Source organism: Halosimplex yunnanense (assembly GCF_054504345.1).
The window spans coordinates 185098-199028 of record NZ_JBTJEL010000037.1 but is presented as its reverse complement, the minus strand read 5'-3'; the positions used below and the strand labels follow the sequence as shown (position 1 = coordinate 199028).

At 69.4% G+C, this 13931-nt stretch carries 14 protein-coding genes and 1 other RNA gene; 3 read left to right on the top strand and 12 right to left on the bottom strand.

The features are described from left to right. Positions 1-3 precede the first annotated feature (3 nt). Complete coding sequence (locus AB2U09_RS19820; RefSeq protein ID WP_459194474.1) at positions 4-399, top strand: hypothetical protein; 396 nt, start codon at positions 4-6, stop codon at positions 397-399. 29 nt (positions 400-428) lie between these two features. Here the strand turns inward: AB2U09_RS19820 and AB2U09_RS19815 are convergent, their stop codons facing one another. From AB2U09_RS19815 to AB2U09_RS19805, 3 genes are all read right to left on the bottom strand, one after another. Next, positions 429-1844: a dihydroorotase gene (locus AB2U09_RS19815; protein WP_459194473.1), complete on the bottom strand. Its 1416-nt coding sequence runs from the start codon at positions 1842-1844 to the stop codon at positions 429-431. Between the two features lie 74 nt (positions 1845-1918). Next, positions 1919-2491: an RDD family protein gene (locus AB2U09_RS19810; protein WP_459194472.1), complete on the bottom strand. Its 573-nt coding sequence runs from the start codon at positions 2489-2491 to the stop codon at positions 1919-1921. 77 nt (positions 2492-2568) lie between these two features. Then, positions 2569-3267, bottom strand: coding sequence for a lipoyl protein ligase domain-containing protein (locus AB2U09_RS19805; protein ID WP_459194471.1), 699 nt, complete (start codon positions 3265-3267; stop codon positions 2569-2571). Positions 3268-3366: 99 nt separating this feature from the next. On the opposite strand from AB2U09_RS19805, the gene AB2U09_RS19800 reads away from it, so the two are divergent. Then, complete coding sequence (locus AB2U09_RS19800; protein WP_459194470.1) at positions 3367-4269, top strand: DUF8155 domain-containing protein; 903 nt, start codon at positions 3367-3369, stop codon at positions 4267-4269. A 15-nt stretch (positions 4270-4284) separates the two neighbouring features. Here the strand turns inward: AB2U09_RS19800 and AB2U09_RS19795 are convergent, their stop codons facing one another. The 9 genes from AB2U09_RS19795 to AB2U09_RS19755 all read right to left on the bottom strand — a co-directional run bounded on the left by AB2U09_RS19795 (position 4285) and on the right by AB2U09_RS19755 (position 13276). Next, positions 4285-4776: a DUF4385 family protein gene (locus AB2U09_RS19795; RefSeq protein ID WP_459194469.1), complete on the bottom strand. Its 492-nt coding sequence runs from the start codon at positions 4774-4776 to the stop codon at positions 4285-4287. Continuing rightward, positions 4773-5297 (bottom strand): GNAT family N-acetyltransferase, encoded by a 525-nt coding sequence (locus AB2U09_RS19790; protein ID WP_459194468.1) that lies wholly within the window; start codon positions 5295-5297, stop codon positions 4773-4775. Before AB2U09_RS19790 ends, AB2U09_RS19795 begins: the two co-directional genes overlap by 4 nt. Beyond that, complete coding sequence (locus AB2U09_RS19785; RefSeq protein ID WP_459194467.1) at positions 5298-5870, bottom strand: cysteine hydrolase family protein; 573 nt, start codon at positions 5868-5870, stop codon at positions 5298-5300. Between the two features lie 71 nt (positions 5871-5941). After that, on the bottom strand, positions 5942-7240 hold the full coding sequence (locus AB2U09_RS19780) for a rhamnogalacturonan lyase family protein (RefSeq protein ID WP_459194466.1): 1299 nt from the start codon (positions 7238-7240) through the stop codon (positions 5942-5944). Positions 7241-7439: 199 nt separating this feature from the next. Next, positions 7440-8357: a bile acid:sodium symporter family protein gene (locus tag AB2U09_RS19775; protein ID WP_459194465.1), complete on the bottom strand. Its 918-nt coding sequence runs from the start codon at positions 8355-8357 to the stop codon at positions 7440-7442. 69 nt (positions 8358-8426) lie between these two features. Beyond that, entirely contained in the window at positions 8427-8669 is a 243-nt protein-coding gene (locus AB2U09_RS19770; protein ID WP_459194464.1) for a SelT/SelW/SelH family protein, read from the bottom strand. A gap of 71 nt (positions 8670-8740) precedes the next feature. Then, the gene (locus AB2U09_RS19765; protein WP_459194463.1) at positions 8741-9931 is read right to left on the bottom strand and encodes a nicotinate phosphoribosyltransferase; all 1191 of its coding nucleotides are present in this window, start codon (positions 9929-9931) and stop codon (positions 8741-8743) included. A gap of 108 nt (positions 9932-10039) precedes the next feature. After that, the gene (locus AB2U09_RS19760; protein ID WP_459194462.1) at positions 10040-11395 is read right to left on the bottom strand and encodes an Hvo_1808 family surface protein; all 1356 of its coding nucleotides are present in this window, start codon (positions 11393-11395) and stop codon (positions 10040-10042) included. Positions 11396-11404: 9 nt separating this feature from the next. Further along, a complete protein-coding gene (locus tag AB2U09_RS19755) occupies positions 11405-13276 on the bottom strand; it encodes an Hvo_1808 family surface protein (protein ID WP_459194461.1) in 1872 nt (623 codons plus the stop codon). Positions 13277-13383: 107 nt separating this feature from the next. On the opposite strand from AB2U09_RS19755, the gene rnpB reads away from it, so the two are divergent. Further along, positions 13384-13728, top strand: an RNA gene (gene rnpB / locus AB2U09_RS19750) — RNase P RNA component. Positions 13729-13931 lie beyond the last annotated feature (203 nt).

The following is a 13931-nucleotide window of genomic DNA, read 5'->3' as shown; positions in this document are numbered from 1 at the left end:
GGTATGGAGGCTGCCCGACGCATCGTGCTCTTCGAGGCCGGGATGGGCGCCGCCTGGATACTGCTCGGCGTCCTCAACGCCGGCCCGGACGGACTCCGCGATGGCTGGTGGCTCGCCGTCGCCGCCTTCGTCGCGACTGCCGGGGCCACCTACGCCGACGAGCACCGACTGGTCGACGTGGACGAGTGGCACCGCTACGCGTTCGCCATCGTCAGCGTCGTCGCGGCGACCGCCGGCTGCGCGGTCGTAATCGTCGCGACCGACATGGCCGTCTTGACCGTCGTCGGCGTCGGCTTCGTCGGGATGGGCGCCGGGCTGGTCGTGTATCGAGTCGTGTACGGCGTCGTCCGACCCCTCCCCGAGTCGCGGCTCGAAGGCGCCAGAGACCGGGCAGTCTGAAAACTCGACTCGACGGGTATCGAACCCGGTCAGGAACGGTCGTCGTCGGGCGACTCCTCGACGACCTCGGCGGCGAGATCCGCGATGGATTCCGTCTCCCCATCACGGACGGGTCCGGTCCCGTCGTCGTCGGAGTCGTCCGCACTGCCGACCCGCACGTTCTCGCCGACGGGATCCCCGAACGACTCGCTCTGCCCGCCGGGGCGGTCGTCGGCGTCGCGTTCGTAGACGACAGTTCCGCGGACCAGCGTGAGTTCCGGGAAGACGCCCTCGCGGCCCTCGAAGGGCGTCCAGTCGCACTTGGTGTGCAGGCGGTCGGCACGGATAGGGTGGGTCTTCCCCGGGTCGACGAGCACGAGGTCGGCGTCCATCCCCTCGGCGACGCGGCCCTTGTGCGGGAGGTCGAACACCTCGGCGGGATTCGCGGCGGTCAGGTCGCGGACGCGCTCGTAGGTCAGGTCGCCGGTGCGAGCGTCGGCGAGCAGGAGCGGAAGCGCCGTCTCGACGCCGGGGACGCCCGAGGGAGCCTCCCAGATGTCGGCGTCTTTCTCCTCGGCGGTATGGGGGGCGTGGTCGGTCGCGACCATGTCGACCTGTCCCTCGACGACGCGGTCGTAGACGCGCTGGCGGCGCTTCTCGCGGCGCAGCGGCGGGTTCATCCGCCCGTGGGTGCCCAGCTCGCGCAGGTCGTTCCGCGAGAGGTACATGTGGTGGGGCGTGACCTCGCAGGTCATCCCGGCGTCGGCGGCGGCGTCGATACCCTCGGGTGTCGAGGTGTGAGCGACGTGAATTCGGGTGTTCCGGTCGATGGCGACCTCGCAGGCGCGGCGGATCGCGGCGGCCTCCGCGCGGGCGGTCCGGTAGGCGCTCCAGGCGTCGGCGTCGTCGCGCTCCTTCGCGGAGATATTGAAGAGGCCGGCGTCCTCGGCGTGGACGGTGACGGTCACGTCCCGGGCGTCGGCCTCGGCGAGCGCGTCGACGAACAGCGGTTCCTCGATGCCCATGTTCCCGGTGGAGTCGGCGAGGAACACCTCGCCGAGGGCGAACACGTCCCGCTCCAGCAGCGAGTCGGGGTCCCAGTCGGCGTTGACGCCGCCGTTGATGCCGAAGTCCACCAGCGAATCCGCCGCGAGGCCGACCTTCTCGTCGAAGGCGGCGCCGTCGACGGTCGGCGGCGAGGTGTTAGGCTGGTCGACGACGGTCGTCACGCCGCCCGCGGCGGCGCTGCGGGACCCGGTCGCCCACGTCTCCTTGTGCGAGTCGCCGGGTTCGCGGAAGTGGACGTGGGCGTCGATCATGCCGGGGAGGAGGCGCTTGCCCGTCGCGTCGACCACACGTTCCCCCTCGCGGGCATCTACCCCCTCACCCACCGCCGCGATCGTCTCGTCCGACACGCGGACGTCCCGGCGGCGTCCGTCCGCGAGCGTCGCGTTCCGGAATAGCATACCCCACCTCTGACGCGCGTGGCCCTAAATCTCCCGGACTGTACCGCCCCCGACTCCTCCCCAGCGACGAGTCCTCAGGCCGGCGTTCCGTTCGCCGACTCGCCCGGCGCGCCGGTGGGTCTGTCCGCCGCGACGACGACCGTCCCGGCGAACCGGTCACCGATCCGCTGGCGTCGGTCGCTGATTAGCATCGAACCGACCCCGAGGACGTAGAGTCCCGGCTGGGAGTCGACGATGCGCAGGATCGAACGCACGAACGCGGCCCGGTACCCGATCGGCGATCCGTCGGTCCCGACGACGACTAACCCGAGGATCAACTTGCCGACCGACGCGCCGACTGCGCCTTCCGTGACCGTGAAGTACGCGACTGTCGTGGCCGTCCAGGCGACGCCGAACGCGGCGGCCGCGGCGGCGATGGCGAACTCGGTACCTTCCCCACCGGCGACGGCGGAGAGCGGTGCCTCGAAGATGCCAAGTTCCGCGCCGGCACCGAGCGCCGCCCCCACGACGCCGAGGACGGACGACCCGAGGGTGACGAGGAGGCCGAACACGAGGAACTGGTCGACGGCGAAGGCGGCGACCCGGCGGGCGACGACGTCGTCTTCCGTCCCGATCCGGGGATTCGGACGGCGGAGCGTGAGTCGCATACTGAAAAGTTGTATCCTGAAACGAATGAATGTGTCGCTGGTATCACAGGCCCGCTCGATCGGACCGTCCGCCGGCGTCACTCCCTGCCGACTCGCTCCACACCGTCCGGTTCTGCGTCCAGCAGCGCCCGCTCGACGACGTCGATCACCGGATCGGGCTCGGACGGGCCGCCCGCTCGCGCGACGCTCCCGACGGTTTCAGGCGCGAAGGGCACGTCGAGCGCATCGTAGACGGGATCGAGGACGGCCGCGACCTCCTCGTGGTCACGAACGACGAGCACGCCCGCGACGACCGCCGCGTCGGCGCGGACGCGCTGTGCCAGCCCCGCGAGTTTCCGTGCTCGACAGCCGTCGTCGGCCTGTACCGAGTGGGTCCCCGGACAGAAGGAGTCGGGCGGTTCGCCCTCGCTGGCGTCGACGCCGAGTTCGTCGAGTGCGGCGAGCAGATCGGCGGTCGCCCCCTCGTAGCGGTCCTGCAACCCCGACCGGAAATCCTCGACGGGCGTCACGCGGGCGAACGCGACCGTCGACCCGGTGTAGGCGACCGCGCGGCCGCCGACATCGCGCTCGACGGCCGGGAACCCGCGCTCTTCGGCGGCCTGCCGGGCGCGGTCGTAGCCGTCCGCTCGCGCGTCCCGACGACCGAACGCGATCTGCCGTGGCGGCCGCCAGACGCGCACGGCGGGCTCGCCGTCGTCGGCGACCCGGTCGACCAGCCGCTCCGAGACGGCGCGGTCGGCCTCGATGGCCTCGGCTCGACCGCGGTAGACGCGCATACCGACGGTTCGGCCCCGACGCCGAAAACCGCAGCGGTGCCCCGACGAGGACCAGACCCGAGCGGGACCGTAATGAGGGCCACGGCCGAACTGCCTCCGATGGCCGTCACGCTGTCAGCCGAGGTGCTGTCGCGCTACCCGCGACTGTCCCTGTACAACTCCCCGTTCGCTGCTCACGACCGCGGCCGCGCCGTCGACCTCTACCCGGGCGACAGCGGCGGTGACGCGATCCGGCCGAACCCCGAGGACGGCGCCCCGATCGACGCACCGTCGCCCGTCGCCGGCGAGGTGCTCGAAACGCGGACGGTGACCGCGCCGTCCCAGCCCTACGCCGCCGACGAGGACCACCTGATCCTCGTCGACACCGGCGAGCGCGTCGCGCGGATCCTGCACGTCGATCCCGCGGTCGCGGCGGGCGATACCGTCTCGGTCGGCGACTCGCTCGGGCGGCTGGTCCGCGCGGGGTTCTTCGCCCCGTGGGTCGCCAACCACCTCCACCTCGGCTTCCGCGAGTACGGGACCGACTATCACCGTGCGGCGGGGTCGCTTCCGCTCGAAATCGACCCGAACCTCGATATCGGCGCGCTCCAGTGGGACGGTACCGGGACCGTCGTCGCGGCGGGCGAGACCTACGCGGTCCTCGACTCGCCGACCCACCCAGCGCCCGGCGACCGGTTCGCCGGCCTCGCGGCGACCGACGCGGCCGGAACCTCCGTCGGCGTCCTCGACGGCGGCCTCCCCCACTACGACGGCGGCGGGCTGTTGCGCCGTCGCTCCGGCGCGGCCGCTGACGAGGTGTTCCTCGCCGGGAGGCGCATCGGCCGCGCGGACGGCCGCGACGTGGCCTGGAGCGACGTGACCGTCCGCGCGAACGGCGATCCGATCACGGGCATCGCGCTCGCGCTCAGTCGGGACCGGGCGGGCGCGAAACTCGTCGGCGAGTCCGTCGATCTGCCGGTCGGGACATCGGTGACGGTCAGGGTCGAAACTGCCCGGCCGTGACGCGGCAAGCGGCGGCTACTCCCCGTGGCGTTCGCGGTGTTCGCGTCTGGCTTCCTCGTAGGTCTCGTCGTCTCGAACGCGGTCGAGGTACTCCCGATAGACGAGTGCGATCTCCCGTTTCTCCGGGTCGTACCACTCTTCTGGGTCGCGCTCGACGCGCTCGCCGTCGTCGTTCGTCTCGTACTTGTTCCCGCCGGGATATTTCGCGTAGCGCATCGCCCGCGTCCAGCCCATCTGGAGGTACTTGCGGGCCATATCCATCCCGACGAACTCCCCGTCGGCGCGGTACTCGCGGTAGCGCTCGTAGATCGCATCGGCGCCATCCTCGGCGTCTTCCAGCGTCGCGATCCCCCACTCGGGGAGGAGTTCGCTCTTGTACGGCTCGATCTTGAACGCGCCGCGCTCGTCGGGCGTGTGCCGGTAGCGTTCGGGGTGCTCACGGAAGTTCAGGTCCCATTCGGGGCCGTCCGCGACCTCCCGAACCTCGCCGCGGACGGGATCGCTCACTCGCGGGCCCCTCCCGGTGTCGCTGACCCGCCGTCGTCGAGCGCCTTCTCGAACCGGATCAGTTCGTACTCACCCTCCGTCCGGTGGTCGGTGCCCACGTAGCCCCGGGACCGATAGAACGCCACCGCGGACCGCTGGCGCTGTGCCGTCCACAGGAACACCCGGTCGAGGCCGCGTTCTCGAGCCGCGTCTTCCAGGCCGGCGACGATAGCGCTCCCGCACCCCGCTCGCTGGTGGTCGGGGTGGACTGCGATCCGCAAGAGTTCGCCCGCCCCAGTGGGAATCTCCGGGCCTTCAACTGCGAGGCCCCCCATCGCGACTACCTCGCCGTCGCGCTCGACCACCAGAAACTCGCCGCCGGCGTCGACGTAGTTCCCCTCGACGTCCCGGATGTCGTCGCTGTTCGGCACGTCATCGGGGTCCGACCCCGCCTCGCGCAGCGCCGTCCGGTGGAGGTGCCAGACCGCGTCGCGGTCGGAGGGTTCGTACCGCCGAAGCGTTCCGGGGGTGTCCCGGACCATTCAGGCGAACTCGATCTCGTCGAGCGGCGTCACTTCGCCGAACAGGAAGTCGGCGTGGTCCAGCGCGTATTCGCGGTGGTCCTCCTCGATGCAGCCGACGGCGTCCTCGACCAGAACGGGACGGAAGTCGCGCAGCCCGGCACTGGAAGCCGTGTGCAGGACGCAGACGTTGGCGAGCGTCCCGCAAATGACCAGATCGTCGATCCCGTGGGCGTCGAGGTACCCCTCCAGTTGCGTCTCGTAGAAGGCGTCGTAGGTGTGTTTCACGACGATCAGGTCCTCCTCGGCGGGGTCGAGTTCCTCGACGATCTCGGCTTCCCAGGAGCCTTCGAGGACGTGCTCGCCCCAGCGCTCGAACTCGTCGTAGTAGTGAGCGTCCTCGAACTGTTCGGGCGGGTGGACGTCGCGGGTCCAGACGACCTCGGCGCCCGCCGCCCGCGCCCGGTCGACCGCCTGCGCGACCGGTTCGATGGCCTCCTCGCTACCCGGTGCGTAGAGGCTGCCGTCGGGGTGGCAGAAGCCGTTCTGCATGTCCACCACGACGACGGCCACGGCGTCGGCGTCCAGTTGCATACGCGGACGTACGGACGGTTCGCCAATAGGTTTGCCGTCAGCGGACGGAATCGCGAGGCGGACGAGTGAGGTTACACGTCGTGCAGCGGTCCGTCCGGTCGCTCGCCGCCGGGGTACAGCGTCGAGTTGGCCAGTCGCTTCGGCTGGGCGAGCGGCCCGTCGCCGGGCGCGTCGAGGCCGATGTCCTCGTCGCCGAAGACGTGGGCGGTGTCGTCGTCCAGAATGATCACCTGCTCCGTCCCGCGGCCGAGCAGGTCGCCGTGGATCAGGTAGCCGTCCTCGGGGAAGGTGACGACCGGGTCGAGGTGGCCGTCGTACAGCGTCGGGTTCGTCCCGCCGCCGCGGCGCCAGGCTAAGATGTAGTCCAGGTCCGCGTCGTCCCACGCGGTCATCGGTTCGACGATGGTGAGCCAGCCGCCGGGGTCCCGATCCTCGGTGCAGACCGTCTCGCCGTCGCGGTCGACGAGGAAGATGCCGTCCTGCCCGGTCTGGTCGGGACCGCCGCGGACGATGCGGTCCAGTCCCGCGACCTGCAGGCCCTCGACGTCCTCGCGGAAGTTCCCCGGCGCGATGTGCTGGACCTCTCTGGGTTCGCGGTTGCGCCAGCGCTCCGTACCGCCGGGAGTGTAGGCGTAGACGCCGCCCTCGCCGATCACGATCTCGGGATTGCGGGCTTCGTCGGAACTCCCGTCCTCGTCGAGGTCGGCCACCCAGATGCAGTCGGCGTGCTCGTCGGGAATGTCCGCGGTCCACAGCCGCTCGCCGTCAGAGTCGAGGAAGGAGTACCCGGCCATCACCTCGTCGCGGCCGTCGCCGTCGACGTCGTGCGGCCACGGGTAGTGGCCCGTGTTCCCCTCGTGGGTCCACAGGACCTCGAAGTCCGAGTCGAGTGCCCATACCTGCTGGTAGCGGTCTTTGACGATCAGGTCGTGGCGGCCGTCGCCGCCAGTCAGATTGGCGGGGACGATGCAGTCGTGGGCCTGCGGCGCGGGCAGTTCGGCCGTTCGCTGGATCTCGCCCGTCCGGCCGTCGATCACGCGGAACTCGTCGTCCATCACGCAGACGACCTCGTTGTACCCGTCGCCGTCGAAGTCCCAGATCTGCGCGGGGAAGTCCGCGCCGTGACTCCCGCCCTTCGGGTCCGGGTCGCCGACCTGCCAGCGGACCTCGCCGTCGAGGTCGACAGCCGTGAGCGAAATCACCTGATGGGGGTCGTAGGTCGCGTCGATGTCGTCGCCCTGCACGAAGAGTAGCTCCATCCGGCCGTCGCCGATCAGGTCGCCGAGCAGCACTTTCGGTCGACCGCCGGCGGCGCCGACGTCGAGCGTCGCCAGTCGAGCCGGTCGGCGACCGTCTGATTCGCCGGTCATCGGTCCGCCTGTCCGCTCCGTTCGACGGCTGTTCGACTGTCCAAGCGGCACCTTTCTGGGACGTCCGAGCGGTGGTTCACGGTACGATACAGTCGGCAACTCCACATCAATCCGATCGTGTTCGAGTTGATACTTCGGCCGACCCCCGGCGGATCGCCTCCGCCGATAAGTACGGATCCCACAGCCGTCGGCGGCGGATTCAGGATCGAGAGAGGACCTTCGCCAGCGCGGCGCTCGTACTCATCTCGACGACCCCGAAGACGACGGCCGGGAGCGCGGCGAGCGTCGGGAGACCGGCGCCGACGACGAGCGCGGCGGCGACCGCGAAGTCGCGCATCCCAACCGAGAACAGGGCTGCGACGCGCTCCTCGCGGGAGAACGGCCGCGACGCGAGCCAGCCGCCGGCGTAGCCGACGGCGTTCAGTGCGACAGCCCCGACGGCGACCAGCGGAACGGTCGATCCCCCGGTGCGGAGCACCCCCGCGTTGGCGGCGGTCACGATCCCGATGACGAGGATCACCATCAGCGCGGAGACCGACGGATAGAAATCGTCGTATCGACCGACCCGGGCGGGGAAACGGGCGCGAACCGCGACGGCGACCGCCATCGGCCCGACGACCGCCAGCAGGAGTTGCTCGACCACGCGCGCCGTCTCGAAGGCGACCGACTCGCCGACGAGGACGCGCACCGAGAGCGGGACGAGCGCGAGCGTCCCGACGCCGACGACCACGAGCGCCGCGGTCGCGAGCGCGGTGTCGCCGTCGCCCAGTTCGGTCATCACCGGCGCGACGAGTTCAGGCGTGACGGCCCCGAGGACCACGAACCCGACCGTCAGGGCGGGATCGAGGCCGAGCGCGCGGGCGAGGAGGAACCCCGCGATTGGCATCCCAGTCTGGACGACGAGGATCGTCGCGAGGGGTCGCGGGCGGACCGCCCGGAACGCCGCGGGAGAGAGCGTCAGCGAGATGCTGCCGATCATCACCGCGAGGATCGGGGTCGCGAGCGGCGTCAGCACCGCGATGTCGGGGACGAGGACGCCGACCGCGACCGAGCAGAGCACCCACAGCAGCAGGTAGTCGTCGACGGCGTCGGCGGCGCTCGCCAGTGCGGTGGACACGTCTGGGTGTGCTGGCGAGCGGGCGCCAAAAGAACTGTCGGAGCCGAGGCGTCTCGACGCTTCGACCGCTCAGGCCGCCGCACCCACGCGCTCACCGATCTCGTCGACGATCGCGTCGGCGTCGTAGTCGTCCGTCTCCTTGTCGAAGACGACCTCGCCGTCCGCCCGGACTTCGAAGATTCCGTCGTCGCCGGTCACCAGCGAGACGGCCGCGACGCGCTGGCTGAACGCCTCCAGGATCGCCGTCTGCAGGTCGACGGCGCGGTCGCGCATGCCACACGGAACGCAGTATTCGATCTCGACTGTCGTCATAGTCGATCGACAGTTCGACCGCGCGACTGGTAAATGCTAGCGTGGCGGACGGACGTGCCGGTAGATCGGGGTCAGTCCCCGGATTCGCGATCCACAGCCTCGACGACTGACGCCTCGAACCCGACCTGCTCGGCGTCCTCCGCGGCGCGGTCGATGGCCGCGTCGAGGTCGAAGTCGCGGACGACCTCGCCGTCGCGGACGAGCGGTTCGAGGAGCGGTTCGGCGTCCTCCGGCGCGTCGTCCGTGGCGAGCGCGACGTGGTGGTCGCCGTCGTCGGTCCGATAGACCTCCTTCTTCCCGGTGAGTTTACCGCGCTTGGCGGCGAGTTCGCCGTCGAGTTCGACGATGTCCAGCGCGAAGTCGACAGGGTCGGCGTTGCTGACGTGGCTGCCGACGCCGAATCCCTCGACGTACTCGCGGAGTTCGACAAGTTCCTCGGGGCCGAGCCCGCCGCTGACGAAGATGCCGACGTCCTCGAAGCCCTCGGCGTCGAGCGTCCAGCGGACCTCGCGGATGATGTGCTCGAAGTCCCCGCGGCGCGAGGAGGTAGTGTCGATCCGCACCGAGTCGAGGGCATCGACCGCCTCGGCGGCGCGGACGGACTCGTCGGCCTCGTCGCTGTAGGTGTCGGTGAGCGCGATCCGCGGCACGTCCTCGCCGACCGCCTCGTCGAATGCCTGCCACGCCGCCTCCTGGTTGCCGCGCCCGAAGCAGATCACGAGCGCGTGGGGCATCGTCCCGCCGGCCTCCCGGCCGATCACGTCGCCCGCGGCGACGTTCGAGAAGCCGTCGAGCCCGCCCAAAAGCGCCGACCGCTCGACCATCGCCCCGATCGACGGGTGGACGTGCCGGGACCCGAAGCTCAGCACCGTCGAGTCGGGCGCGGCGGCGCGGGCTTCGAGCGCCGCCGTGGCGACACCGGTCGAGTGTGAGAGGAAGCCGAGCAGCGCGGTCTCCAGCCGGCAGAACTCCAGGTACGGCCCCTCGATCCGCATGACTGGGCCGCCGTCGAACAGCCGGCCCTCGCGGATCGCGTCGACGTCGACCGCGCGTCCCTCGAAGAGGCGCGCGGCGTCTTTCACGCCCGCCAGGAGCTCCCACTCGCCGGTGGGGAACTGGTCGGCCGTCACTTCCGCGACGACGTGGGGGTTCCGGTCGGCGTATTCGAGCGTCTCGACCGTCCGGTCGAAGTAGGCGTCCGTGGCTCGTCCCTCGGCGATGGCCTCCGGCGGGACGATGTCGAAGCCCGACTCGTCAGTCATGCCTCCCTCTTCCGGTGCGACCGCCAAAAACGGTCCGCGTTCGATCTGCCCGGTGAGCGCGACACCCCCGCGATCACTGGCGCCGACGACCGCCGCAGGGGGCCGAACTCACCCGGACCGCGAGTGAACGTCGTCGAGGTCGTCGACCGAGGGCGCGTTGACGACGCGAACTTTGTCGCCGTTGCGGACGACGCGGAAGGCGTCGCCGAACTCGCTGTCGTCCGGGACGACGTAGACGTTCCCGCGGGGGTTCCGGGCGTCGTGCTCGTCGAGCACGTCCAGATACGCATCGTGGAACTGTTTGGCGTCCTTCTCGGAGTCCCAGACGGTCTTCCAGACGTAGCCGCCGGCCGTGCCGTTCGTGTAGGGGACGACGCTGTCGCCTCCCCAGCCCGCCGAGGGAGTGGACTCGTAGCCGTATCGCTCGCTGGGGCTCACCGCGCCGTTGTGGACGAACATCGCGTAGATGGAGGCCTCGCCGACGGTGTCGGCGACGGGGTCGTGGTCGAAGCGGTGCCACTCGCCGCCGGAGCGGTCGGCGACGCTCACGTTGACAGGCTTCTCGTCGGGATATTTGTCGGGGTGGATGACCTGCTCGGTGCTGTCGGGGCGGGCGTCGTAGAGGTCGTTGACCGAATCCCAGCCGCCGTCGGAGCGGACTTCGTCGACGAACTGCCACCCCGCGGCGTAGGGTGTGTAGATGGTGAGGAACAGCCCCTGGTTGTAGCTCGCGCCGCCGGAGCCGCCACTGTCGCCGTCGCTCGGCGGGTCGGGAATGCACGACCACCGGGTGTCACAGCGGTCCCGGTAGATCAAGTCGACGTAGCGGGCGTCGCCCTCGGTGACGCCGCGGTTGGCGAGTTGCTGGTCCTGCGTCTCGCCCTCGGCGCCGAAGCTGAAGTGCTGGTCCTGCAGCGCGTGGACGAGTTCGTGGGCGAGCGTCACCCGGTCGATGGTCGGGGTCGTGGAGTCGCTGACGAGGACGATGGCGTCCTTGCCGGGCGAGTAGTAGCCCTGGACGGTCTGGCCGAGCGTCTCGTCGGAGCTGTTGGAGTACGACGAGCGCTCGCCGACGACGAACAGCGACTCCCAGACCTGGTCGTTCCAGCGCTCGTACGCGCTCGACCCGTTGCCGCTGGTGCGGTTTTCGAGGTACTGTTCGCGGGAGACGACCTCGACGGGAACGGTCTGGTTGAACTCCAGGTCGCGGATCCGTTCGACGCGGGCCATCGTCCGGGCGACCACGGCCTCGCGCTCGCTCGCGTTGTACCCGTCGTCGTGGGTGACGTTCACCTCGTCGTCGTACCAGTAGCCGTTCTCCCAACCGATCCGGTCGTCGCCCGGATCGTCCGACTGGTGGCCGCCGAGCCGTTCCAGCCCGGCGCAGCCGGAAAGCAGGGCGACCACGACGACGGCTACGAGCGCGAAGCGTGCCCGACGCGAATCACGTTCCCGGAGTCCCATCGAACGGACTCACTCCCGTCGGCGCAGCACGAGGCCGGCGAGGGCGAGCGCCGCGAACGCGGCCGCGGCGCCGAATCCGGGACCGTCGCTGGCCGTGGTCTCGACCGCGTCGGTCGAGCCGTCGTCGTCACCGTCCGCCCCGCCGTCGCCCGCACCGTCCGCGGGGATGGGCGTCGCGGTGGCGGTCGACGCGCCGGTATCGGGGGTTTCCGTGGTCGTCTGTTCGCCGTCTCCGTCGGTCGCCGTCGCTTCGTCGCCCGGTTCGCTCGTCGCGGTGTCGGTGGGCGTCTCGTTCGGTTCGTCAGTCGCGGTATCTGTGTCGGTCGCCGTCTCCTGGTCGTCGCCGTCGTCGGGCGCTGCACCCGCGCGGACCTCGCTCAGTTCGTCGATCGAGGGCGCGTTGACGAGCGTCACCGTCGTCCCGGTGTGGTTGACGTAGAAGGCGTCGGCGTACTCGCCGTCGGGGATCCGGTAGGTGTTCGTGCTGTCGTTGACCGCCTCGGCACCGCGATAGTCGAGGAGCATCGTGTAGCCCTCGACGAAGTCAGCGGCGTCTTTCTCGGAGTCCCAGACGGTCTTCCAGACGTAGCCCGTCTCGTTGGTCTCGGCGGACTCGTTCGTGACGTACGGGTAGAGCCTGTCACCGTCCCAGCCGTCGGTGTAGCGCGTCGTGTAGTTGAACGGGTCGTAGTTGCTGATCTGAGGATAGTTGGTGTAATTCAAGAACGACCGTAGACCGACGACTGGCGACTCCTGGCCGCCCGATTCGTAGGTGGGGTAGAACAGCATCGTCGCCAGCCCGGCCTCACCGAACTCCGCGTAGTCGACGGTCCCGTTCTCTAGGTGGGGGACCGCCCACTCCTCGTTCGACCGGTCGGTGAACGTCACGTTCGCGGGCTCGTCCTCGCCGTACTTCTCGGGGTGGATGACCTGCTCGGTGCTGGCGGGCGGGTTGTCGTAGACAGCGTTGACGCCGTCCCAGCCCTCGGTCTGGTAGATCCTGTCGACGAACTTCGGCCCGTCGCTGTAGGGCTGGAAGCTGACGAAGTACATCCCGTAGTGGATGTCAGGTTGGCCACCCTCGTTTCCGCTTTCGGTCTGTGGCATGAGACAGTTCCACTCCGCCTGGCACCGCTTCTGGTAGAGGCTGTCGACGAGGTTGCCGTCGCCCTCTATGATGCCGTCGCGGGCGTTGTGGAGTTCGCGGGTGGTCTGGTTGAACGACGAGAGGTTGAACTGCTGGTCCTGCAGCGCGTGGAACAGTTCTTGAGAGAGGGTCACCTCGTTCATCTCCGGGGACTCGGTGTTCTCGGAGACGATGACGATCCGCTCCTGCTGGGGGCTGTAGTAGCCGAGGACCGACGATCCCGTGTTGGACTGCTGCACCGAGACGGCGTCGGTGTCTTCCCCGACCATCAGCATCGCTTCCCACTTGACGTTCTGGTGGAGGGTGTTGTTGACCGTCGAGTTCACGCCGGTCGCGTTGCTCTGGCGGAACTCCTCGCGGGAGATAACCTCGACGGGAACGGTCTGGTTGAACTCCAGCTCGCGGACCTGCTCGACGCGGGCCATCGCGCGGCTGACGACCGCATCGAGTTCGGTATCGTTGAGACCGTCGGACCGGTCCACGTCGACAGACTCGTTGAACCAACAGCCGTTCTCCCACCCGAGGGTGTCGTTTTCGGGGTCCTCGGGGGTACTGCCGTTCGAAAGCGGGGCGCAATCGTCGTCGGCCTGCGCCGCCGCCTGGGCGCCGATACCGCTCGTCTCGGAGGGTCGATCCATCGCTTCGTCGATCGGTCCGGCGCTGGCGACGGGGGTGGCGGCCACCGTCGACAGCAACACGAGACCGACGACGACTGCGGAGAGGGCGGAACGCATGTCTATCGGAACTATCGGGTGGGTACCATAAAAATCGCCGCACTGTCCGACCACGAAGGGGCGAACGGACCGACGGCCTTAATCGTGGGAGCGGTCTACGCTCGGGTGGCAGAGGGAGCCCGGCCTCCGTGCTCCAGCACCCTTCGCGGGCAAGGATCACGAGGAAAGTCCCCCCACCGTCCGGGCAGGTGACCGGGTGCAAACCCGGAGCGGGAGACCGCTGGCGCTGGAACAGAAACGAGACCGCTCCGCCCGACCGATGACGTGCGCGAACCCCGAGCGAGGCCGTCGCCGAAGCGAGGGGGAGCTAACCCACAGAGGGTCGACGGTGGAGAACGGATGGAACGGCGAAACCTCACCGGTGCAAGTCCGCGCCGCAAGGTAGCCCGGACAGGGCGCGGACGCTCAGCCGAATGCCGGGCCGAACAGAAGGGGGCTTACTCCCCTCAGCCGCCTCAGACCGCCGAGCGGCGGCATTCTCGAGTGCGATCGTCCGCTATCGTCGTTTTTAGAACGCTACTGACACGACGGTTCGAGACAGGGTTTTACCCCTCACTCGGAGAGTCGACGGCCAGAGTGTACAGCCAATAGGCGATTACACTTCCAGTTACGACGCCGAAGACGCCAGCCAACCAGTCTCCAGTAGAGACGTACT

Coding starts and splice junctions, on each gene's coding strand:
- AB2U09_RS19820 (WP_459194474.1), top strand. CDS start 4: ATGGAGGCTGCCCGACGCATCGTGCTCTTCGAGGCCGGGATGGGCGCC.
- AB2U09_RS19815 (WP_459194473.1), bottom strand. CDS start 1,844: ATGCTATTCCGGAACGCGACGCTCGCGGACGGACGCCGCCGGGACGTC.
- AB2U09_RS19810 (WP_459194472.1), bottom strand. CDS start 2,491: ATGCGACTCACGCTCCGCCGTCCGAATCCCCGGATCGGGACGGAAGAC.
- AB2U09_RS19805 (WP_459194471.1), bottom strand. CDS start 3,267: ATGCGCGTCTACCGCGGTCGAGCCGAGGCCATCGAGGCCGACCGCGCC.
- AB2U09_RS19800 (WP_459194470.1), top strand. CDS start 3,367: ATGGCCGTCACGCTGTCAGCCGAGGTGCTGTCGCGCTACCCGCGACTG.
- AB2U09_RS19790 (WP_459194468.1), bottom strand. CDS start 5,297: ATGGTCCGGGACACCCCCGGAACGCTTCGGCGGTACGAACCCTCCGAC.
- AB2U09_RS19785 (WP_459194467.1), bottom strand. CDS start 5,870: ATGCAACTGGACGCCGACGCCGTGGCCGTCGTCGTGGTGGACATGCAG.
- AB2U09_RS19780 (WP_459194466.1), bottom strand. CDS start 7,240: ATGACCGGCGAATCAGACGGTCGCCGACCGGCTCGACTGGCGACGCTC.
- AB2U09_RS19770 (WP_459194464.1), bottom strand. CDS start 8,669: ATGACGACAGTCGAGATCGAATACTGCGTTCCGTGTGGCATGCGCGAC.
- AB2U09_RS19765 (WP_459194463.1), bottom strand. CDS start 9,931: ATGACTGACGAGTCGGGCTTCGACATCGTCCCGCCGGAGGCCATCGCC.
- AB2U09_RS19760 (WP_459194462.1), bottom strand. CDS start 11,395: ATGGGACTCCGGGAACGTGATTCGCGTCGGGCACGCTTCGCGCTCGTA.
- AB2U09_RS19755 (WP_459194461.1), bottom strand. CDS start 13,276: ATGCGTTCCGCCCTCTCCGCAGTCGTCGTCGGTCTCGTGTTGCTGTCG.